The organism is Moraxella sp. K1664 (assembly GCF_039693965.1).
GTDB lineage: Bacteria > Pseudomonadota > Gammaproteobacteria > Pseudomonadales > Moraxellaceae > Moraxella.
Genome location: NZ_CP155576.1, coordinates 1,810,977 through 1,833,281, shown reverse-complemented (window position 1 = coordinate 1,833,281; position 22,305 = coordinate 1,810,977). Strand labels below are relative to the sequence as shown.

The 22,305-nt window shown below is 43.3% G+C and carries 18 protein-coding genes; 7 read left to right on the top strand and 11 right to left on the bottom strand.

The window, feature by feature from the left end; genetic code table 11:
* Nucleotides 1-214 precede the first annotated feature (214 nt).
* The gene (locus AAHK14_RS09145) at nucleotides 215-742 is read right to left on the bottom strand and encodes a DUF934 domain-containing protein (RefSeq protein WP_065256448.1); all 528 of its coding nucleotides are present in this window, start codon (nucleotides 740-742) and stop codon (nucleotides 215-217) included.
* Between the two features lie 18 nt (nucleotides 743-760).
* Nucleotides 761-2,440, bottom strand: a complete 1,680-nt coding sequence (locus tag AAHK14_RS09140; protein ID WP_194092604.1) for a nitrite/sulfite reductase — start codon at nucleotides 2,438-2,440, stop codon at nucleotides 761-763.
* A 299-nt stretch (nucleotides 2,441-2,739) separates the two neighbouring features.
* Here AAHK14_RS09140 and AAHK14_RS09135 point away from each other — a divergent pair, with 299 nt between their 5' ends.
* Complete coding sequence (locus tag AAHK14_RS09135; RefSeq protein WP_156065167.1) at nucleotides 2,740-3,240, top strand: hypothetical protein; 501 nt, start codon at nucleotides 2,740-2,742, stop codon at nucleotides 3,238-3,240.
* Between the two features lie 54 nt (nucleotides 3,241-3,294).
* On the opposite strand, the gene brnQ is transcribed toward AAHK14_RS09135, so the two are convergent.
* Complete coding sequence (brnQ, locus tag AAHK14_RS09130; protein WP_194092603.1) at nucleotides 3,295-4,584, bottom strand: branched-chain amino acid transport system II carrier protein; 1,290 nt, start codon at nucleotides 4,582-4,584, stop codon at nucleotides 3,295-3,297.
* A gap of 193 nt (nucleotides 4,585-4,777) precedes the next feature.
* Here brnQ and AAHK14_RS09125 point away from each other — a divergent pair, with 193 nt between their 5' ends.
* Nucleotides 4,778-5,482, top strand: a complete 705-nt coding sequence (locus tag AAHK14_RS09125) for a hypothetical protein (RefSeq protein ID WP_194092602.1) — start codon at nucleotides 4,778-4,780, stop codon at nucleotides 5,480-5,482.
* A 48-nt stretch (nucleotides 5,483-5,530) separates the two neighbouring features.
* On the opposite strand, the gene AAHK14_RS09120 is transcribed toward AAHK14_RS09125, so the two are convergent.
* Nucleotides 5,531-7,147, bottom strand: coding sequence for a mechanosensitive ion channel family protein (locus AAHK14_RS09120; RefSeq protein WP_346818245.1), 1,617 nt, complete (start codon nucleotides 7,145-7,147; stop codon nucleotides 5,531-5,533).
* 546 nt (nucleotides 7,148-7,693) lie between these two features.
* Between AAHK14_RS09120 and ahcY the strand changes: the two genes are divergently transcribed.
* The gene (gene ahcY / locus AAHK14_RS09115; protein ID WP_194092600.1) at nucleotides 7,694-9,067 is read left to right on the top strand and encodes an adenosylhomocysteinase; all 1,374 of its coding nucleotides are present in this window, start codon (nucleotides 7,694-7,696) and stop codon (nucleotides 9,065-9,067) included.
* Nucleotides 9,068-9,160: 93 nt separating this feature from the next.
* On the top strand, nucleotides 9,161-10,846 hold the full coding sequence (gene msrAB / locus AAHK14_RS09110; protein ID WP_194092599.1) for a bifunctional peptide-methionine (S)-S-oxide reductase MsrA/peptide-methionine (R)-S-oxide reductase MsrB: 1,686 nt from the start codon (nucleotides 9,161-9,163) through the stop codon (nucleotides 10,844-10,846).
* A gap of 324 nt (nucleotides 10,847-11,170) precedes the next feature.
* On the opposite strand, the gene AAHK14_RS09105 is transcribed toward msrAB, so the two are convergent.
* A complete protein-coding gene (locus AAHK14_RS09105; protein ID WP_066886496.1) occupies nucleotides 11,171-11,698 on the bottom strand; it encodes a methylated-DNA--[protein]-cysteine S-methyltransferase in 528 nt (175 codons plus the stop codon).
* Nucleotides 11,699-11,754: 56 nt separating this feature from the next.
* Nucleotides 11,755-12,693, bottom strand: a complete 939-nt coding sequence (gene ftsY, locus AAHK14_RS09100) for a signal recognition particle-docking protein FtsY (RefSeq protein ID WP_194092598.1) — start codon at nucleotides 12,691-12,693, stop codon at nucleotides 11,755-11,757.
* 292 nt (nucleotides 12,694-12,985) lie between these two features.
* Between ftsY and AAHK14_RS09095 the strand changes: the two genes are divergently transcribed.
* Together AAHK14_RS09095 and AAHK14_RS09090 are read left to right on the top strand one after the other, a co-directional pair.
* On the top strand, nucleotides 12,986-14,017 hold the full coding sequence (locus tag AAHK14_RS09095) for an ABC transporter substrate-binding protein (protein WP_083108308.1): 1,032 nt from the start codon (nucleotides 12,986-12,988) through the stop codon (nucleotides 14,015-14,017).
* Nucleotides 14,018-14,568: 551 nt separating this feature from the next.
* Nucleotides 14,569-15,087, top strand: coding sequence for a transporter substrate-binding domain-containing protein (locus AAHK14_RS09090; RefSeq protein WP_172823650.1), 519 nt, complete (start codon nucleotides 14,569-14,571; stop codon nucleotides 15,085-15,087).
* Nucleotides 15,088-15,139: 52 nt separating this feature from the next.
* On the opposite strand, the gene AAHK14_RS09085 is transcribed toward AAHK14_RS09090, so the two are convergent.
* From AAHK14_RS09085 to AAHK14_RS09075, 3 genes are all read right to left on the bottom strand, one after another.
* Nucleotides 15,140-17,416: a primosomal protein N' gene (locus tag AAHK14_RS09085; protein WP_156065171.1), complete on the bottom strand. Its 2,277-nt coding sequence runs from the start codon at nucleotides 17,414-17,416 to the stop codon at nucleotides 15,140-15,142.
* A 187-nt stretch (nucleotides 17,417-17,603) separates the two neighbouring features.
* Entirely contained in the window at nucleotides 17,604-17,984 is a 381-nt protein-coding gene (locus AAHK14_RS09080; RefSeq protein ID WP_065256458.1) for a Rid family detoxifying hydrolase, read from the bottom strand.
* A gap of 63 nt (nucleotides 17,985-18,047) precedes the next feature.
* Entirely contained in the window at nucleotides 18,048-18,245 is a 198-nt protein-coding gene (locus AAHK14_RS09075) for a hypothetical protein (protein ID WP_065256459.1), read from the bottom strand.
* 232 nt (nucleotides 18,246-18,477) lie between these two features.
* Here AAHK14_RS09075 and AAHK14_RS09070 point away from each other — a divergent pair, with 232 nt between their 5' ends.
* The gene (locus tag AAHK14_RS09070) at nucleotides 18,478-19,257 is read left to right on the top strand and encodes a M48 family metallopeptidase (RefSeq protein WP_065256460.1); all 780 of its coding nucleotides are present in this window, start codon (nucleotides 18,478-18,480) and stop codon (nucleotides 19,255-19,257) included.
* Between the two features lie 77 nt (nucleotides 19,258-19,334).
* On the opposite strand, the gene AAHK14_RS09065 is transcribed toward AAHK14_RS09070, so the two are convergent.
* Together AAHK14_RS09065 and rpoZ are read right to left on the bottom strand one after the other, a co-directional pair.
* On the bottom strand, nucleotides 19,335-21,533 hold the full coding sequence (locus tag AAHK14_RS09065; protein WP_194092597.1) for an HD domain-containing protein: 2,199 nt from the start codon (nucleotides 21,531-21,533) through the stop codon (nucleotides 19,335-19,337).
* Nucleotides 21,534-21,984: 451 nt separating this feature from the next.
* Complete coding sequence (gene rpoZ, locus AAHK14_RS09060; protein ID WP_062500264.1) at nucleotides 21,985-22,245, bottom strand: DNA-directed RNA polymerase subunit omega; 261 nt, start codon at nucleotides 22,243-22,245, stop codon at nucleotides 21,985-21,987.
* Between the last annotated feature and the right edge of the window lie 60 nt (nucleotides 22,246-22,305).

Sequence of the window (22,305 nt, the reverse complement as noted above, 5' to 3'; positions counted from 1 at the left end):
CATTTATCCTATGGTAAAGTTTATTTGGGCGAATTACAATTCGCCCCTACATATCTACATTTGGCAGTAGTCCAAAAAGTATGCTGAACTAGGTTTTCCGTTCGCCCTGAGCTTGTCGAAGGGTGATAGAAAACCTTTTCATGGTTCGACAAGCTCACCACGAACGGTTTTCTATAATTCTAATTTTTACAAAAATTTATTTTAAATTTAAAACCTAGCGAAACATCGGCAACGCATTGACTGATTGTCGGCTTTGGGCGGTTTTTAAATCATTTAAGGTTAATATCAGTGTATCTACTTTATCATCATCTACAATAAAACCATTTGCCCCTGATTTGACAAAATAACTGGACTGGTCAAGCCCAAACGCACCGCCCACGATTATCGTGGCGTGGTCATTGATTTTGCGGAGTTGGCGGATTAGGCTAAAGACTCGCCCGTCTTTAAAATCTTTGACATAAATTAGGATATTTTTTAATGTGTTAATATCCAAACTTTGTGCCAATTCATGTTCATTATCATCAGCCGTTAATAAAATATGATAATCCAAATGACTATCTTGATAATCTTTTGCTAATATGGTGATTAGGGTGTTTTCTTTATTTGCCAATGTATCGCTTATTGTCAAATCAATACTTTGTGATAATGCCGTTTTTTCATCATCGGACATATTGGTGGCATATAACACCACGTCCGAAACTTCTTGGCTTATTACGTCATTTTTTAAAATAATCAATTTCATATTTTTATCCTTTTTATATTAACCATATACCGCTTCTTTAAATGGAGCAATACCTGCTCGTTGCACATAATCGGCAAAGGTTTCTATATCGTCCGCCGTCTCTTGGCGATTGTTTTTATAAACATTGGCAATGGTTAAAATCGTATCCGCCACATCATCAGCCGATACCGCTCGCCCCAATATCTGCCCAAGTCGTGCGTCCGCCCCAGAACTTCCGCCCAGACTAATCTGATACCAATGTTCGCCTTTTTTGTCCACGCCCAAAATGCCAATATCGCCCACATGATGATGAGCACAGGCATTCATACAGCCTGACATATTTAGGCGAATTTGCCCCAAATCATATAAATAATCCAAATCATTAAAGGCATTTTCAATGTTATGGGCGATATTGTGCGTGGTGGCATTGGCAAGCGAACAATAATCAAACCCTGGGCAAACTATCATATCAGTCAGCGTGCCGATATTGGCTCGTGCCAAATTAAGCTCTTTTAGGGCGTGATATAAGTCATACAGGTCGGTGATTTTAACATCGCCCAATACCAAATTTTGCTGATGCGTGGCACGAATCTCGCCTAAGGAATATTTATCCGCCAAATCAGCAAGTTTATTCATCTGGTAACTTGTCAAATCGCCTGCTGGAATATATTTGTCATTTATCACGCCTGCTTTTAGTGAAATCACAACCGCTTTATAACCGTTTATTTTATGAATGACGGTATTATGCTCATACCAATTTTTAAACTCTTTATCGGCATTTAATTGTTTTTGCAAAATGTCATTGGCAGTTAATGGGTCAATCGTTTCATAATCAGGCTCGCTAAAATAACTTTCTGCCTTTTTAAAATGCTCATCGGTCAATGTCAAATCGCCGTCTTTGGAATATTGCCATTCTATATCCACTTTTTTGGCAAATTCATCTTTACCCATACTCTCAACCAATATCTTAATACGAGCTTTGTATTTATTATCACGCCGTCCTTCTAAATTATACACCCTTAAAATAGCGTCCAAATAACTTAATAAATGACGGCGTGGCAAAAATTCGTTAATGACTTTACCAATCATCGGTGTCCGCCCAAGTCCGCCCCCAACGATGATTTCAAAACCAATCTCGCCATTTTTTTGTACCACATGAAGCCCAATGTCATGCACCTGCGTGGCGGCACGGTCGGCAGTTGTGCCAATGACGGCAATTTTAAATTTGCGTGGCAAATAGGCGAACTCTGGGTGAAAGGTACTCCATTGGCGGATAATCTCGCAGTAGGGGCGTGGGTCGGCAATCTCATCGCCATGAATGCCCGCATAGGGGTCGGTCGTGGTGTTGCGAATGCAGTTGCCCGATGTCTGAATGGCGTGCATTTGGTTGTCCGCCAGTAGTTGTAAGATGTCGGGGACTTCGGGCAATTTGACCCAGTTAAACTGAATGTTGGTGCGAGTGGTAAAATGCCCATAGCCCTTATCATAAGTGTCGGCAATGTGAGCCAGCGTTCGCATTTGATAGCTTGCCAAAAGCCCATAGGGAATGGCGATACGAAGCATGGGGGCGTGGCGTTGGATATAGAGTCCGTTTTGTAGGCGAATGGGCAAAAACTCATCTTCGGGCAACTCGCCTGCCAAATACCGCTCGGTCTGACGGCGGTATTGGGCGACACGTTCATTGACAAGGGCTTGGTCGGCATAGGAATATTGATACATGGCTGGTTCCGTTTGGCTGTTAATGGCGATATGGTAAAAAAAAGCCGTCAAAAAGGGTAATGCAAAAATGGCATATAGATAGGGGGAATTTGCATAGCGTTGATTTGGGGCGGTTGCGTGGGTGGGGTGGGTTTTGTATAATGTTTTGGATTTAATTGATGTATGAGATATACGCCCCATTATTTTATTTAAATAGATGTGTAGGGGCGAATTGCAATTCGCCCTATTTTAAAATTTGATAATTGATTAAACTCACGTCAATGAAACAAAAATTCAATAACCCAATTCAACCCAACCCCATGAAAAAATTACTTCAATACAAAATCGTCCGCTTTTTCTTATTTATCTTAATATGGATAGCATTAAGCCAGCTTATCTCGCTATTTAACAAACCTGCATTTAGACAGCCGAGCGACTATTTTAATATTTGTGCCACAACAACCACAAAAGACGACAAACTTTTACCACTTGTTATCCTAAAAGAGTATGAACAAGCACCCAACGATTACCAATTATGCAAAAATCCCATACAATCTACAAATAGCGTATGGCGACTTAAACTTCATCAAAATCCCGACCAAACCTATTTATTAAAAACATGGAACGACAGCCTTGCCGACCCCGTCGAATATCATTATAAACTCATTGATGATAAGGTAGAGCCGATTGCATGGCGACATGGAGGCATGATATATCAAATGATGAGTTATTTTTGGGGGCTACTGATTACCTTAATCATTCATAGCATTAGTAAAAGGGTGTGGGCAAAAAAGGCTTTACAGGCACATACTCAGCAATAGAAATGCCTTAATAAAAATAAACCCCAAATATGCAAGTTTGGGGTTTATTTTGACTTATTTTTTAATCTTATCAAAAATAAGCCCTATAATCAGCCCGACAATGGCAAATGGTAGCCACTCCATCGAATATTCTTTTAAAGGAACACTCACGCCCACAACAGACAGCACCGATACCATCGTTACCAAAGCAAGGCTTACTTGTTTGGCGATGGCAGGCAGGGGCTTGATGAGATGCAATCCCAACAAAATCATCGCTGTCATGGTAATTGGATACAATACCAACAGCACAGGAATGGATTTGTCAATTACCGCACTTAGTCCCTGATTTGCCAAAATAAAACCGATGAGTGTAAAGGTGATGGCATAGGATTTGTAAGATAATTTCACCGCACCGATTTTGGGAAAAATTTTGTGAAAATACTCCGATGCTGATACAGTCAGACCCACGGTTGTGGTCAGACACGCCAAAGAAGCAATCAATCCTAACACCACCCCACCTGATGAGCCAAAACCCAGCACCGCCGATTTATTCAAAATAAACGTGCCGATGTTTTGCCCTTTGTCCGCCACCTGTGTCATCTCATCTGATGATATGGGCAGATGATTGCCAATCCAGCCAAGGGACAGATAAATCAGTGCCAATGCAGAGATGGCAATCAGCCCTGATTTTGTGGTTTCAACAAACAAATCAGCACGCTTACCGAGTTTTTGGCTAATGGCATTCATGACCAGCACTGAAAACGCCACAGATGCAATCATATCCATGGTGTTATATCCTTCTAAAAAACCAATAAAAAACGCCTTACCATCATAATTTGGCAGGGCAATACTGGCAGGATTAGCACCCAACTTAATAAATGCGATGATAATAAGTGCCAATACTGTAACAAATAAGATGGGCGTTAAAATCGCTCCAATACGGTCAACCAATTTGCTCGGATTGATAGACAGCCACAGTGAGATGGCATAATAAATCACGGTAAAGATGAACAGGCTTGTCCAGTTTGGTGCCTGCAAAAATGGCAACACCGCCATCTCATACGCCACCGCTCCTGTACGTGGAATGACAAAAAACGGAGCGATGGTCAGATAAATCGCTGACAATAATGCCACCGAAAACCAAGGATGAATCTTAGCAAGAGCATGCTGATAGCCACCGTCATACTTTGAACCAATCATCAAAACCGCCAAAGGCAGACCCACACCTGTCAAGATAAAACCCAACATAGCAGGGATAAAAAATTGCCCACTTTCAAAGCCCAATTTGGGTGGAAAAATCAAATTGCCCGAACCAAAGAAAAAGGCAAATAGCATAAAGCCAATGATAAGCGTGTTTTTGTTCATGATTGTTTTGTTGCCATATTTTTATAAAGATGGGCATTGTAACAATATTTTTACAAAACAAAGCTTTTTTGGGTCATTGATAATAAATTTTCATGGGTTAATAAGAAATCATCACTCATAAATAATTTTTCTTTTTATTTTATAGTAATATTGTGGTATGATATGGTTATATTTTGAAATATTAGGATAATACATGATAAACCTTTATCAAGTCTTAGAATTGTCGGCACACGCCACGGATGTGCAAATCCGCCAAGCTCTAAATACCCATGCCCAGACCTTGGACCCCAAAGTCATCAAAGCAGTCAATGAATGGCTACTAAACCCCGCCGTCCGTCCAAACTACGATGCCAAACTACAAACCCAAGAACCTCACTTTTTTACCTCGCCACAGCCCATTCATCACAACCAACCATCACCCGAGCCAAGCTTTAACCCCTATCAAAGCCCAAGCTATGATTCTAGTGCAGATGAATATTACACGCCCTATCTATGGAACCCCAATAAAGCCACCTTTATTGCCCTAATTTTCGTGCCTGTCGCCATTTATATGCACGCTCTAAACTGGCAGGAATTGGGCGAAGATGAATTAGCACAGCAAAGCAAAACTTTGGCATTTATTGTACTTGCCATCATGTTTGGCTTGGTGATTTTTGAAATGACGACAGGTATTAGCCTACCTAATGCCACAGGGCTTATCATTCTATTTGCTTGGTATTTCGGTCTTGGCAAAAAGCAGGTTGCCTATGTCAAAGATGAGCTAGGTGATGAGTATGAGCGAAAAACATGGCTAAAACCCATCTTAATTAGCATTGGTGCTTTGATTGGCTTTGTCGTAACGTCGATGGTGCTAGGGTATATATTTGGCTTGTTGGGGTTTTTACACCCTGATTTTTAGTATTATGGACCTCCAAATCAAAAAAAGAGAGGCTATACCCCTCTTTTTTTATGTTACCAATTCATCAAACTCATCATCCTTTTTAATCTTAATCTCTTGACTGGGCAAGGCATGTTCTACGTCATATTTTGCCACTTCATTTAACACATCAATGAGCAGTTCACTTTGTTTTTTCCAAAACACCGTAACATCGGACGCATTGAGATAGCACCGCATTTCAATGACAAACGCATCTTGACGTAACTCACTTAACCTTACCAGTGTCCATTCATCATTCACATAGACATGATTTTCCAAAAATAGCTGTAAATCTTTGATAAGCCTACCAATTTCATCAGGATTTGCTGTGCGTTTTAGGTATAAAAAATGATAAAAATAAAACATGTCCCGAGCATCATAGTTTTCAATCTGCATGGCACTAAACTCGCCATTTGGCACAGTTACAATCGTCCGAGACAGCGTACGAATGCGACTTGAACGAATGCCAATATCCACCACCGTCCCTTCCATCATCCCAAATCGACAATAATCTCCCACACGCACAGGTCTGTCCGCCACGACCATCACCGAGCCGATGAGATTTTCAATGGTTTTTTGAGCCCCGAACGCAAGAGCAAGACCCCCCACCCCCAAAGCGGCAATCCCTGTGGTCAAATCAAAGCCCAAATTACCAAAAATGATGATAATCGCCAAAATGAGCATAAAGGCTTTGGCAACCTTTCTAAACAGATTTAAAATGGATACCTGTTCAAGCCGTCTGTGCTTTCGGCTGTTTTCTTCGGCACGCATAAACACCGCATCAATGACACGCAAGGCAAGCCAAGCAGTCGCCAGCCACGCCACCACTTCAATACCCCGAGTTACCGCCGAGCGAAGCGTAACAGGCACCGCCATTTGCACCATCATCTCAGGGAGCATGGATGCCAAAATCACCACCGCCAACGGCAACAAGGCTTTGGACGGTATGCCAAAGGGTTTGCCACGCACTTTGGGATATAAAAAGGCAAACACCCCCCACACCATCCAAAGCCCACCCCAAAGCAGTGACAAGCCAATGACCGTCAAAATAATAAACGACACAATGTCTGATATTTTATGCCCCAAAAGCTGTCTATCGCCAACAAAATCAAACCCAAAGGCATCGGCAAGCGTGGTACGATTTTCGGTCAGATTTTTGGGCAATTTGGTAAGCGTGTCTTTATAAATTTGCCAATAAACCACATTATCCTTGTCAGTTTTTCTGACAAGTAGCAAGTCTATTTTGTCATCACCAACATGAATGGTACCAACTTTTTCTAGATTGCTTGGCAATCTGTCTGCCAAATCGCCCTCACTTTTATCGCTGATTGCCAAATCAGGATGCAAACGTCCACCTTTGTCAAGGGCGATTTTTAGGTCATGAATGATGGCATCAGAGGTTTTTTGTTTTTTTAAAAAGTCAGAGTCCAAATACTTTGCACTCAAATCCACATCCTTATCTGACAAGGCCTTGACAAAGTTTTGTATGGTGCTTCTTGGTGTATCACGCCCAAAACTGTCTTGTGGTGCAAATGCCTCACCTTTGGAGATGTTGTCAGCTAAGACAACATTGGCAAAACCTGCCACAGGCAAGGCAAGAGACAACACGGTTAGGGTCATCACAAGATAGGATTTGATAGATAACATCACAACAGATGGATAAGATGAAGATTTTGACACAGTAGACATGGTAAGAGCGGTTTTATTGATGATGGTCTTAAAAATTTATATTTTATCTATTTTATCATGCCATTATTATGACATATCATCTGCTTGGTCTAAAATTTGTTATTTTGAAATTTATTCTTATTTTGGTATAATGAACACACCAAGAGATGTTGCAACTTTTTTAAGTCAGGCTTGGTTTAATGATTTGATATTATTGGCTAAATAGAACGTGTCCGCCTTTTGTCTTGTACGTCCAATTTTTAATGTATTTTTAGCCGTATTTTAACCATTATAAAACAACGACATCTGCGTTTTTTAGGGCGTGTTAAATCTTTGTATTTGCAATGAAAATCACGAAAAATCGCACGTTTTTCAAGGAAAAAGTGAAGTTTGATGGTCATTTTATCAAACAAGATTTTTTTCATGCAAAAACATTATGTTATTTTTAAAATATTTGTAAATATTAAATTGTGTTATAAAAGTTCAACACGCCCTGTTTATCAATTCATTTTTAAGGAAAACTGTATGAACGCAGCGTCAAACCCCACCGACTACAAAGTCGCCGATATTAGCCTTGCCAGCTTTGGCCGTAAAGAGATTAAACTTGCTGAAACTGAAATGCCTGCACTCATGGGCATTCGCAAACGCTACGCCAGTGAACAACCACTGGCAGGGGCAAAAATCGTGGGCTGTATCCACATGACCATCCAAACGGCTGTCTTGATTGAAACGCTCGTTGCCTTAGGTGCAGAAGTTCGTTGGACTTCTTGCAATATTTTTAGCACCCAAGACCACGCCGCCGCCGCCATTGCCCAAGCAGGAATCCCTGTCTTTGCATGGAAAGGCGAAACCGAAGAAGAGTACGAGTGGTGCTTGGAGCAACAAATCCACAAAGACGGCAAACTGTGGGACGCCAACCTTATCCTAGATGACGGTGGCGACTTGACTGCACTCATTCATAATAAATACCCCCAAATGCTAGATACCATTCACGGCATTTCCGAAGAAACCACAACAGGTGTACACCGCTTGATTGAAATGCTTCACAAAGGAGAACTCAAAGTCCCCGCCATCAATGTCAATGACGCTGTTACCAAATCCAAAAATGACAACAAATACGGCTGTCGTCATTCTTTAAATGATGCCATCAAACGTGGTACGGACATGCTTTTATCTGGTCGGCGTGCACTTGTCATCGGCTATGGTGATGTGGGCAAGGGCTCAGCTCAAAGCCTACGTCAAGAGGGCATGATTGTGCGTGTGAGCGAGATTGATCCCATTTGTGCCATGCAAGCATGTATGGATGGCTATGAGTTGGTATCGCCATTTATAGATGGTGAGCAAAGTCAAGGAGTAAACACCACACTGATGGCAGATACTGACCTTGTTGTTACCACCACAGGCAACTACCATGTGTGTAATGCCCAAATGTTAAAAGCCTTAAAATCCACGGCCGTTGTGTGCAACATTGGGCATTTTGATACCGAGATTGACACTGATTTTATGCGTAAACATTGGAAATGGGTAGAGGTCAAACCACAGGTTCATCAAGTCTATCGCTCCGATGATGAGATGGATTATCTGATTGTTTTATCCGAAGGTCGTCTTGTCAACTTAGGCAACGCCACAGGACACCCCTCTCGCATCATGGATGGTTCATTTGCCAATCAAGTACTTGCCCAGATTCATCTGTATCAAGAAGCCTTTGCCAAACTGCCAGCTGATAAAAAACAAGACAGTGTCTATGTCAAAGTCCTACCCAAAAAGCTAGATGAGGAGGTGGCTGCTGCCATGGTTGCAGGTTTTAATGGTGTGATGACCAAACTCACCCAAGAACAAGCGGACTATTTGGGGGTAGATGTGAACGGCCCATTTAAGGCAAGTGAGTACAAATACTAAACGTAATATAGGCACGGTGTCGCACGTGCATCATTGATAAAATCAGCTGGCGACACCATTTAGATAATAGGTTACAACAGGAGTAAATTAAGCATGTTTTCCAAACGATTCGTCAAAAATATTGGCATTTTTGGACTTAGTGCCACCACAAGCATCTTTACGCTCATCGCTTGTGGCAAAGGCATCGGTGACCATCATGGCAACCAAACCGAGCTACACCAAAGTAGCGATGTATTACCCAATGAGTTATTATCGCAACTGCACAACTTACCTCAGATAACCTCAGGATTGGGTGATACAGGCAAAGAGGTCATCAATCCAAATAAACCCACATTGGTAAAATTCTGGGCAAGTTGGTGTCCTCTGTGCCTAGGCACACTACAAGAAACACAAGACTGGCACAACGACCCCAAATTTTCAGACTTTAATATTGTTACTGTTGTCAGCCCAAATCACCTTGGAGAAAAACCCACTCAGACCTTTAAAGATTGGTATCAAGTATTACAAGCAGACTATCCTACCTTACCTGTACTAATTGACACAGAAGCGAAAATCATCACTCAGCTGGGCGTACAAGCCTATCCAAGTTGGGCAATATTAGACAAACACGGTAAACTTGTGTATCTTAACAGGGGAAATCTAAGCCAAGAACAAATGAACTATTTGGCAGATAACCCTAATGCCCTAGAAGCCTTAAAAACACAAAACAGCATCATGACCCAACCCAGCCAAAACACCAACTATTACAACAGTAATGGCAATACGGCTAACGTGAGCACCATCTATTTGGCAGGGGGCTGTTTTTGGGGTGTTGAGGCTTATATGGAACGCATTGACGGCGTTTTGGATGCGGTAAGTGGCTATGCCAATGGCAGTCCAAATCTACCAAATCCAAGCTATGAGGAGGTCATCAGAGGTTCAGGTCATGCCGAGACCGTCAAGGTAACATATGATGCTGACAAAGTGGACTTAGATACATTATTACAGTACTATTTTCGCATTATTGACCCCACCAGCATCAACAAGCAAGGCAATGACCGTGGCATACAGTATCGCACGGGCATTTATTACGTCAATACACAAGATAAAGCGGTCATTGATAAAGCACTAAACGCCTTACAAGATAAGTACCAACAAAAAATTGCCGTTGAAAACCTGCCGTTATCCAATTTTAGCATGGCAGAAAACTACCATCAAGATTATCTTACCAAAAACCCTGACGGTTATTGTCATGTTGATTTAAGTCTTGCCAATAAAAAAATCACCAAAAACAGCCCCAATACTTTGGCTCTGGCAAAGACCGTTGATGAAGCATTAGAACCAACACGCTATCAAAATTTTGATAAAGATAATTTAAAACAAACCCTGACCGATGCCCAATATCGCATCACGCAACAAGCAAAAACAGAATGGGCATTTAGTCATGACTATGACCAATTATTTGATGACGGCTTGTATGTAGATGTTGTTAGTGGTGAACCTTTATTTTTATCTACCGACAAATACAATTCTCGCTGTGGTTGGCCAAGCTTTACAAAACCCATCACCCCAGAGGTCATCACCGAACACAAAGACGACAGTTATAATATGATTCGCACAGAAGTGCGTTCAAGAGTGGCGGATTCACATTTGGGACATGTATTTGCTGATGGGCCACAAGACAGAGGGGGTTTGCGTTATTGTATCAATGGCAATGCACTAAAATTCATACCAAAAGCACAGATGCAAAAAGAGGGTTATGGAGCTTTATTGCCACTTATTTTACCTGCCAGACCGTAAATTTTGTATAAAGATTGTAGAGCTGGGTTATATTTTGCCTATGACATTATTGGCATTTAAAATGGATATAACCCACCTTGTATTTTCCGATTCAAATATTAGGGCGTGCCTGCCTTTTGTATTTGCAATTAAAATCACGAAAAATTGCACGTTTTTCAAGGAAAAAGCGAAGTTTGATAGTCGTTCTATCAAACGAGCTTTTGACTTCGAGCCACAAGATTTAGCCATTTTTCATGCAAAAATGATTAGTCTATTTCTAAAATATTTCTATATTGTAAATATTGTTATAAAGGGGCAGGCACGCCCTATAAAGTTTTTGGGTTTTTATATCAAATTCTTACTCTCCAAATCAAGCAATATTCGCTTAATTGACACTCCACCTGTATACCCACCCAGCGTACCGTCCGATGCTATCACACGATGACACGGTATGATAAGCGAGATTAAGTTTTTGCCATTGGCATTAGCACAGGCACGATGTGCGGTGGGCTTATTTATCATGGTTGCCAGCTCTTTGTAACTTATCGTTTGTCCATAAGGGATTTGGCAGAGCGTTTGCCAAACTTTTATCTGAAAATCGGTACCATGTGATAAATCAAGCGGTAATTCAAATACCATGCGTTCACCATTAAAATACTCGTCTAACTGGGTAATAACCTGCAAGGCGATTGATTGATTTTTATCATCATTTTTTAAATCTGCCTGTTTTATAAAAACTGCATGCTGATTTAATTTATCAAAAATTTGGGCGGTTTTATTATTATACCAATCCAATGCCAATAACTTGCCATCTTTTACCGTCAAAGTAATCATCGGCAAATCTATGGGCGGATAATAGTGTGTGGTTATCATAAGTTTGTTTTTAATTTATCCTATATAATAAAAGGCGAAATACATTCGCCTTTTTGTCATTTTTCCTCGCCGATGAGTGCATCTACAAATTCTTTTGAATCAAAGGGCTGTAAATCATCAATACGTTCACCCACCCCAATAAAACGAATGGGCACGTCGGTGGTTTGGGCGACATTAAAAACCACACCCCCTTTTGCTGTGCCATCTAGCTTGGTGATGGTAACACCTGACAATGGGGCAACCTCGCCAAACAGATTAATCTGACTGATGGCATTTTGACCTGTACCAGCATCTAGCACAATCATACACTCATGCGGGGCACTCTCATCTGCTTTTTTCATGACACGAATGACTTTTTCAAGCTCATTCATAAGATAAGTCTTGTTTTGTAGTCGCCCTGCGGTGTCAGCAATCAGCACATCAATGCCTTTGGCTTTGGCAGACTGCATGGCATCAAAAATCACCGATGCACTGTCTGAACCTTGTCCTTGTGCCACCACAGAAATGCCGTTTCGTTCACCCCAAACTTGCAGTTGCTCGGTGGCCGCTGCACGAAAAGTATCACCTGCCGCCAACATGACCGATTTGCCCTCACCTTGTAAGCGTTTGGCAAGTTTACCAATGGTTGTCGTTTTACCCACGCCATTAACCCCAACCATTAAGATGACAAAAGGCTTTTTGGTTGTGTCAATGACAAGTGGTGCAACCTTGGGCTCTAAGATGTTCACCAATTCCTTTTTTAGGGCTTTATATAACGAATGCGAATAAATCAAATCGCCCCGTGCCGTCTGCTCGGTCAGGCTTGTGATAATCCTGTTGGTCGCATCCACGCCAATGTCCGCCACAAGAAGCTGGTCTTCGACTTCTTCTAACAACTCATCATCAATTTCTTTGCCACCGACTAAGGCATTCATCAGACCTTCTGATAAATTCTTACTGGATTTGGACAATCCTGCTTTCATGCGGGCAAAAAATCCGCTTTTATTCTCGCTCATGTCTGCTTGCTCATCTTATTAAATTTGCGATTAATAATAGCATATTTTTGGGTATAATTAAAATTTAGCGATGATAAAATGACAATATTTTTACAAAAACCGCTGTATTTTTGGGTTAAATATGTTAAATTATCTGCGTTTTAGTATATAACGCCAATCTCAACTTAATATGACAACTTATTCATTGTTCAATGATTGTTTTTAAATTGCAGGGGTAAATCGCCATTTGCCCTTAATAAAGCAAGCACTAATATTAAGTTGAGTATAGGCAACCTATTTATTAAGGATTTTTATGAAAACGTACGCCTTATCCGCCCTAACGCTCGCCATCACCCTACTGACCGGCTGTGGCAATGACAAACCTACCACCACGCCTGCCGAACAAACCACCCAAGACACCGCCACCCAAAAAGCCCCCAAAACCATTGCCATCAGTGCCATTGTGGAACACCCATCGCTTGATGACATCAGAAAAGGGGTGATTTACGGCTTGGGGCAAAATGGCTACCAAGAAGGGCAAAATTTAACGGTAAATTTCCAATCAGCACAAGGCAACATGGCGACCATGGGGCAAATCTCCAAGCAGTTCGCTGCCGACGCCCCTGATGCCATCGTTGCCATTACCACCCCCACCGCCCAAAGTCTAGCGGCGGCGACCCAGAGTATCCCCCTGATTTATACTGCCGTCTCCGATCCTGTGGTAGCCAAACTTATCGATAATAACAACCAAGCCCTACAAGCGAACATTACCGGACTGTCTAGCCAGCTACCGCTCGAACCACAGCTTGATTTATTCACCCAAATCAAGCCTGACGCCAAGCGTATCGGCTTTGTATACAGTCCTGGTGAAGCGAACTCTGTGGTCATCAAAGAACAGCTTGCCATCGAACTACCCAAACGTGGCATGACCCTTGTGGACGTGCCTGCCAACCGCTCATCTGATGTCGCTGCCGCCACTCGTGCTTTGGGCGGGCGTGCCGATTTGATTTACACGTCCCTTGATAATGGCGTAGCATCGGCAATGGAAGCCATGGTTGGGGTTGCCAATGAGTTAAAAATCCCCGTCATCGCATCCGATGAGTTTAGTGTCAGACGTGGGGCGAGTGCAGGGCTTGGGGTTAATGATTTTGATTTTGGGGTAACCACTGCCAAACTGGTCGCCCAGACCCTAGACGGCACCAAGCCTACCGACATCGCCCCTGAGGTCATGAACAAGCTCACGCTCTATGTCAGCCCCAAACACGCCCAAAATCAAGGCGTAACCATCAGCGACGAACTCATGAAAGACGCCATTGACGTGGATAGCGTGCCACGTAAAGAGTGATTCTTAAAAAACCATCTTTTCAACACAAGTCATGCCAACATCCGATTAGCATGACTTATTTTTTACATAAAAGATTAGGGCGTGTTGAACGTTGATACACCCAATAAACTTTAAAATTACTATAAACGTAATGCTGTATGGATGTAGGGGCGTGCTGAGCACGCCTATAAAATTGGTGTATTATCAAAGGACGTGCTCAGCACGTCCCTACAAAGCCTGTGGTAAATATCAAATTCGTTGGGTGTAACATTCTTTATAAAAACGATGAAAATTTAACGCTTTTATCAATTTTTGCATGAAAAATGGCTATCCGACCACTTAATAGACTTCTTTCCAAATCCTGATTTTTATGGATTTTTAAAAACTTCAACCCCAATACTTATAAGGGTTTATTTTTAGTTTGGAAAGAGATTTAATTTAAAAATTAAGTGAAAATCTTAAAATTTACCCAGTTAAGTGGTCGGATTGTTTTTCATAATAAAAACTTGCCTGATAGAAAACTCACAGCCTTTGTTTTTTCCTTGAAAAACATGCGATTTTTCTCATTTTTCATGGCAAATACCAAAGGCAGGCACGCCCTAACAAAAAAACTATCGTACACACAAAACTTTACAAATCCTTTCAAAAATTATGTCAAAGGCTCTGGCACTTATGATGGTTTGACATCGTTGGCAGGCAAGCGTGTTGGCATCATCGTTGGCGGTAAACAGCGTGCAGACATCGAAGCGGTGGGTGGTTATGCTGAGCTTACCGAGTACCCCACCCCTTATAGTTTGGTCGAAGCTCTTGCCCAAGACAAGATTGACGTCTTTGCCATCCAAGGTTCTATCGCTGACCACTTTGCAAAAAGTTTTCCCCAGCTCAACTTAGAAAGCAATCCCTACGAAAGCCAATCTGTCGCCGAAGCTCACGTTGGGGTTATTGTGGATAAACAAAATACCAAGCTGTTAGATGACATCAATGCTGGCATCAAAAAGCTCAAAGAAAACGGACGCTTGGCAGAGATTCAGAAGAAATGGCTCTCTGAAGATTTGCAAAAAATCCAAGTCTCATCCACTACCGCCCAATAACCACCCAACAACAAAACGCCCAAACCACATCGTTTGGGCGTTTTTATCAAGCCTACCACCCCACAGGGTCAATGTCTATCGCCATCTTGACCCCCCGAGAGCTGGGCAGGGCAAGCACGTCCTGCCACCACCATGCCAGCACATCATGTAGTACTTTGCGTTCTTTGGCAAGGATGAGCATCTGCACATGAAAGCGGTTGTTTTTCTTGACCATCGGGGCATCAATGGGGGCAAGCACGGCAAAGGGATGGGCGTGGGGCAGATGATTTTTTGCTCCGATGATGGCATTTTTGGCGACATCAAGCCGATGACCATCTGCCCGAACCAGTACTGCATGGCTACACGGTGGCAGTCCCAATCCATACCGCTCTGCCAATAAGTCATGAGCGAATTTATCATAGCCATGGCGTATCAAATCAAGCAGTAACGGATTATCAGGGTTTAGGGTCTGTATCAGCACTTCCCCTGCCCGTCCTGCACGCCCTGCCCGTCCTGCCACCTGCATTATCGTCTGGGCGGTGTGTTCGGGCGAACGAAAATCAGGCGACAAAAAGCCACTGTCAGCATTGACAATCACCACCAATGTCACATTAGGAAAATGATGACCCTTTGCCAGCATTTGTGTGCCTACCAATATCATCGGCTCGCCTGTGCTAACACGCTCATACAGCTTGTCCCACGCCCCCTTGCCACGCACCGTATCACGGTCTATCTGCACGATGGGGTAGGGGTTTTGGACGGTTTGTGGATTGGCAAAAATACCATGCAACCTTTCGTACAACTGCCCTGTCCCTTGCCCCAAATGCACAAGATTTGGGCTATGACAACTCGGACACACCTTGGGCGTAACCACCTGATAACCACAATGATGGCATTTTAGATAATCATACAGATACTGCTCATTGGCATGGCGTGCTTTTTTGAAGGGGTTTTTGTGCAGGGTCAGATGACTGCTACACCGCACGCAGTCCGCTTGCCAACCACACGCCCCGCATAAGAGTATCGGAGCATAACCACGCCGATTTAGGAACATTAGCACCTGCTCGCCCCGCCCTAAGGTCTCACGCACCGCTTGCACCGTCTGATGAGCCAGTTCAGTATCACGGCTCTCGCCTGCCATGTCCGTCTGCCACAGCGTGCCTACTCTCATGTCCACAAGGCGAAACGTAGGCGGTATCGCACCCCCTGCCCGTTTGGTCAGTTTGCATTCATGCAGTTTGCCATCACGGACAAGCTTGATTTGTTCAAGACTGGGCGTTGCCGTGCCTAGTACCACGGGGATTTGTTTTAGCACCCCCACATATAACGCCACATCACAGGCGTGATATCGCAGATGGTCTTGCTGTTTAAAGCTTGTGTCATGAGCTTCATCGATGATAATCAGCCCCAAATTAGCAAAGGGATAAAACAGTGCCGAACGTGTGGCGATGATGATTTGAGCCTGACCTTGCCGACACGCCTGCCACCCCGACAGCCGTTCTTTGTCGTTTAATGATGAATGTAACACCACGACATTCGCCCCAAAGCGTGCCGAGAACCGCTCCCGACTTTGTGGGGTCAGCCCTATCTCAGGCACCATAATCAGCACCTGCCGACCCTGTGCCAACACCTGCTCCATCGCTTGTAGATACACTTCGGTTTTGCCCGAGCCTGTCACACCATTTAACAGTATGCCTTGATAACACCCATCATGTATGCATTGGCTTATCTCTGTCAGTGCCGAGCGTTGTTCGTCATTTAGGGTCAGTGGCTTTTGCACTACTTGGGCAGGCGGAGGCGGTATGTTTGGGGCGGTGTGACATTCTATCAGCTCTTTTTGGACAAATAATGCCAAATTCCGCTCCGTCACCCCAAGCATACGCAAGGCGTGTTTGGTGGCATTGGGATTGTCACGGATAACGGCAAAATCAGCGTGCTGTTTTTTGGCGGTTTTGCTTAACACGTTTTTGACAAAATCATCATCAACATGGGCAGGTACCCGATACCGCCGTATGTCATCACTAACATCCACCCCTGCCTTGATAAGCGTGGGTAACATGACCGCCATCGTATCGCCAAATGGATGATGATAATAAGATGACAGCCATCTGGCAAGTTTAAAAAAATATTCATCAAAAATCGGCTCATCATCAATCACATCAATGAGCGATTTTAGCTTATTTTGTGGCACATCACTGTCATTAGGATGAACATGCCCCACCACGATACCAATCAGCTCTTGGTGAGAAAATGGTACTTTGACACGCACACCCACCTTGGGCAACACGCCTATCACACGATAATCAAAAAGACGATAAAGCGGTACAGGCAGAGCAACTTGGATTAACATAGTGTCATCTTTACAAAAACAAGACATTATAAATAAAGGCATTATTAAACATCAGAGTATTAAACAGACATTTTTATGGCAAATATCCCACATACCATAAGATGGATATGTTTTAACACCAAATAAACACCAAATAAATAAGGGCGGTGTTCGCCCTTATGTACGATTGCACGATGAGTTAAAAAGTTCATTCAATATACAAAATCGCCTCAATCTCTACCAATGCTCCTTTTGGCAAGGCTGCCACTTCTAGGGCGGCACGAGCAGGATAAGGAGCGGTCAGACGAGACTCAAAGATTTGATTTAATTCATCAAAATTATTTAAATCATCCAGTGATACATTAAACTTAACCACATCCGCCAAACTGCCACCAGAAGCTCGGGCGATGGCTTCAATATTATCAAATACTTGCTTGGCTTGGGCGGTGAACCCATTACGCAAGGTCATGGTAGCAGGGTCAAGTCCGATTTGACCTGAGACATAGACGGTATTACCCACTTTGACAGCTTGTGAGTATGTACCCACCGCTTTTGGGGCGTCATTGGTATGAATGATTTGTTTTGGCATGGACAGCTCCTATCATTTAAAAAGTTAATGCCAATGTTTATGCTAAATGTTTGATTGTCATCTTTATGTATTTATTTGTTTGTTTATTTTATTGGCTTGCCAATAAGCCACGATTTCATCCCACAGACTCATGGCAGGCTTGCCAGTATAGACAATATTGCCTGCGACATTATCAGAGGTTTTTGGCAAAATGCTCGGTTCGGTCTTACCCAAAAAGTGAGCAACTTCATCTTTTGAGTTTAGGTCAATATGACAGCACATCGCAATCTCCTTTTATGAATTTTATGAAGCAAAAGTTATATTTATAGCAACCGATCCGAGTGGACAGATTGCTTTGATATTTGTCATATTAAACAAAATACGCCAAATATTCAAGTATTTTTTACTGTTAAATCATTCTTTCGCCGTATTGTTTTTAGATTTTGAAAATGCTATGATAATCAACAAATCATCTCTTAGGACAGATGGGATAAGGATGCTTACAGGATACTTTATGAAAAAATCAAGCATTACCCTACTTAGTGTCATTTTGACTTTATCAGGTTGCACAACCGTTGCTGATATGGTAGGCATGGACAGCAAAACCCTAAATGCTCAGGCAGGATCAAACTACCATCAAATACTCAGCAAAGCTCAGATTGATACCACATCAAACACCGCCAAAACCATCCAGCGTGCCTTTAACCGCCTAAGACCGCATGCCAACTCTCTAAATAATACAGGCATGCGTTTTGATTGGCAGATGATCGTCATCAAAGACCCAAAAGAAAACGCATGGGCGATGCCAGGTGGCAAGATGGCATTCTACACAGGGCTGGCCCAGAATTATCACTTGACCGAGAGTGAGATTGCTGTCATTGTTGGGCATGAGATGGCTCACGCTTTACTAGAACATAGTAAAAAACAAATGGGGGCAAACGTCCTGTCTAGCCTAGCGGTACAACTTGGTGCCGCCGCTGTCCAAGCCAACACGGGCTATAATGCCGACATGGTCAATCTCGGGGCGAGCGTGTTACACGAATACGGACTTGATAAGCCCTACTCTCGCCACCACGAATACGAAGCAGACGCCCTAGGCATGCGATTGATGGCGATGGCAGGTTACAACCCCGCTGACGCCATCAATGTTTGGAAAAAGATGAACGCCAAACAAGGTGGTGGTAAGGTTGGTAGCATTCTCTCCACCCACCCCAATAACGACAGTCGCATTCAAGCAATGGAAAAACTCCTGCCTGAGAACCGTGCCATCTATGAGCGTGCCATCAAACGCTAACCCGCCAAATCATCATGGCATAGTCCAACACAAACCCTGCACATTGGCAGGGTTTGTTTTTGTACAAAAACGTGGTATTAGGTCGGCATCTGATACAGTCGCATGATACTAGGATAGCCCAGCACTTGGCGTAGCTTCATGATACCTTCTTCTAAATGAGCTCGGGAACGCACCACCACCTGTATAAAGGTCGCCCCGACCCCACCACCTGATTTCTCATCTGCCTTGACAGATGTCTGCTCAATACCAATGTTCAAATCACGCAGCTCATAAATCGCCTGACTCATCTGCTCTTCATTTAGCATGGCGTGGATTTTGAGCGTGGCAGGAAAATGCAACTGTCCAACTGAGTTGGTATGGTCAAGCTTGATATCCGACTTCCAGTTGAGCTGTATGACCTGATAAGGATTCTCAACACTGATGTTTTCTAGCGAATAGCATTTATGACGATGGACGGTTAGCCCTTGACGTGCCGACAGGTGTCCGACGATACTATCGCCATACATGGGGTTACAGCATTTGGCAAAGGTAATCTCCACGCCCTTAATACCCGCCAATAAATGCTTGGTCTGGGTAATCTCCGCCCCGTCTGCCACATCCACTTCTTCACTAAACAGACGAGAGACAACCAACTGTGGCAGTAGCGTACCTGTGGCAATTTGCAGGAAAATATCGCTTTGACTTGCCACGCCACGCCACGCCAAAATATCCGCCCAGTCCTGCTCGGACAAGTCATCTAGTGTTTTGTCATAAGGCTTTAAGGCACGCATCAAGGCCTCTTTGCCATAATGTTCTTTTTGGTCGTGGGGCAGGCGTTTTAGGAATTTTAAAATCTCATTGCGTGCTTTATTGGTCGCCACAAAACCAAGCCAGTCTGCCTTGGGCGTGGCATTTTTGTCAATGTCAATACTCACCGTGTCGCCATCAGCCAACACCAACCCGAGCTTACCATGCTCGCCATTAATGTCCGCCCCTGTGGCGATGTTGCCCACGGCAGGCCCGACCGCATAGGCAAAATCCAACGCTGTCGCCCCACGGGGTAACTCATAGGCACGCCCTTGGGGGCTATAACAGACGATTTTACGCTCATGCAGATAGCTCATGAGCTCATTAATGACTTTGAGCGATGTTTCTGCATCTTCGCCTTCGACCGCCGCCAAATCCTTCATATTACGCAAACTTGCCTGTATCACGGACTGACTGATGTCATTTTTGCTGTTGCCAAGTACGCCCAAGCGAGATGCTTCTTTCATGCGCGCGGTCATGAGCGTGACTTTAATAAAGTTGTAATCTTTTTTATAAATCAGCGACAGCGACTGATTGCCCCCTGCTAGGGGTTTACGGATATTGTCCTGAATGTTACGGTCAGCGATTTCAAACTTTTGGATGAGATGATACGCCAGTTTGTCGCACGCCCCGATGTCTTCTAGCACCACTTCAAAATCATATTGGCGAATCAAGCGATTGGCTTGCCCACGATTTTTAAAGAATTGCCGATACATGCTTGTACGGTTGTCCAGCACCTGCACATGTCCTTTTAGGTTTAGATGTCCTAGTAGGTTTTGTAGATAAGTGCTAATCTCAATCTTTTGAAAATTACGCCCCAAACCATGTTGCAACAGCTTGTCATTAAATTTGTTATACATGACAGGGTTAAGGTTGCGATAACACAAAAGCTCGATGTAGTCAGCGATGTCGTTTAGCCCCATAATGCGAGCGAACGGCACATAAAAATCCAACGTCTCACGAGCGGTTGATTTTTGTTTTTCTTCTCGCACCGCATCCATGGTACTCATGTTATGCAAGCGGTCGGACAGCTTGATGATGAGTACACGGGGGTCTATGAGCGTGGCATTTAAAATCTTATGAAAGGTCGCCGCCTGTGACTGCTGTTTGCTCATGTTGCCTGATTTTAGTTTGGTCACGCCATCCACCAGTCGTGCCACCGTCTCGCCAAACTCACTTGCCACCAGCTCATCGGTGACTTCGGTGTCTTCTACCGTATCATGCAAAATCGCGGCAATGATAGAATCCCTATCCAACAAAAACCCCGCCAAAATCTCCGCCACCGCAATGGGGTGCGTGATGTACGGCTCGCCTGATTTGCGTTTGTCCTTGATGTGTGCCATGTCGCCAAAATGGCACGCCCGTAGCACGTCCGCCCGCTCTTTGGCATCTAAGTAGCTGACCGCATTCATCAGACTGTCTTTGGCTTCATCCACCAAAGGATGACTAAAACGTGTGGGGATATTATCGGCGTGGTAGTTGGCTAACATGATTGGTTTGGCTCGGTAACGTGTTAATTGGGTTTTAAATTAGGGCGTGCATGCCTTTTATATTTGCAATGAAAAATGAGAAAAATCGCACGTTTTTCAAGGAAAAAACGTAGGCTGATAGTTATTCTATCAGACAAGTTTTTGACGCAGAAAAACAAGATTTAGCCATTTTTCATGCAAAAATGGTTGATTTACTTCTAAATTTTTAAATTGTAAATAGTGTTATAAAGGGCAGGCACGCCCTAACAAAAAGCTCTTGGAAATGGGGTATGGCTGTATCCGAAAAACCCCCAATCCGAACCTTATAATTAATCAGTTTTTCGTTAAATTGTCAAGGAAAAATTATCCATTTTTATGGACTTATTTTTATGATAAAATCAGAAATTTTAATGAATGACAAAACAAAAAAAACCATGCCAAAAGCATGGTTTTTAGGGTTGTATACGATTTTTTAAAAACCGTTAGCCATCGGGTCAAACGGTGGCGGTTCTTTTTTCACATACACTTCTTCGGGCTTATCTAAAATCGCACGGGTCACATGACCATCGGCAATCTCACGCAAAGCAAGCACAGTTGGCTTATCGCCTTCGGGAGTCACCAATGGGTCGGCACGCCCTGTGGCAAGCTGACGTGCTCGTCTTGACGCCACCAAAATCAAATCAAAACGGTTATCTACCGTATCCAAACAATCTTCAATCGTCACTCGTGCCATAAATCACACTCTTTACATTGATAACAATCTACTATTATAACAGATTTTTACTATTTTAAA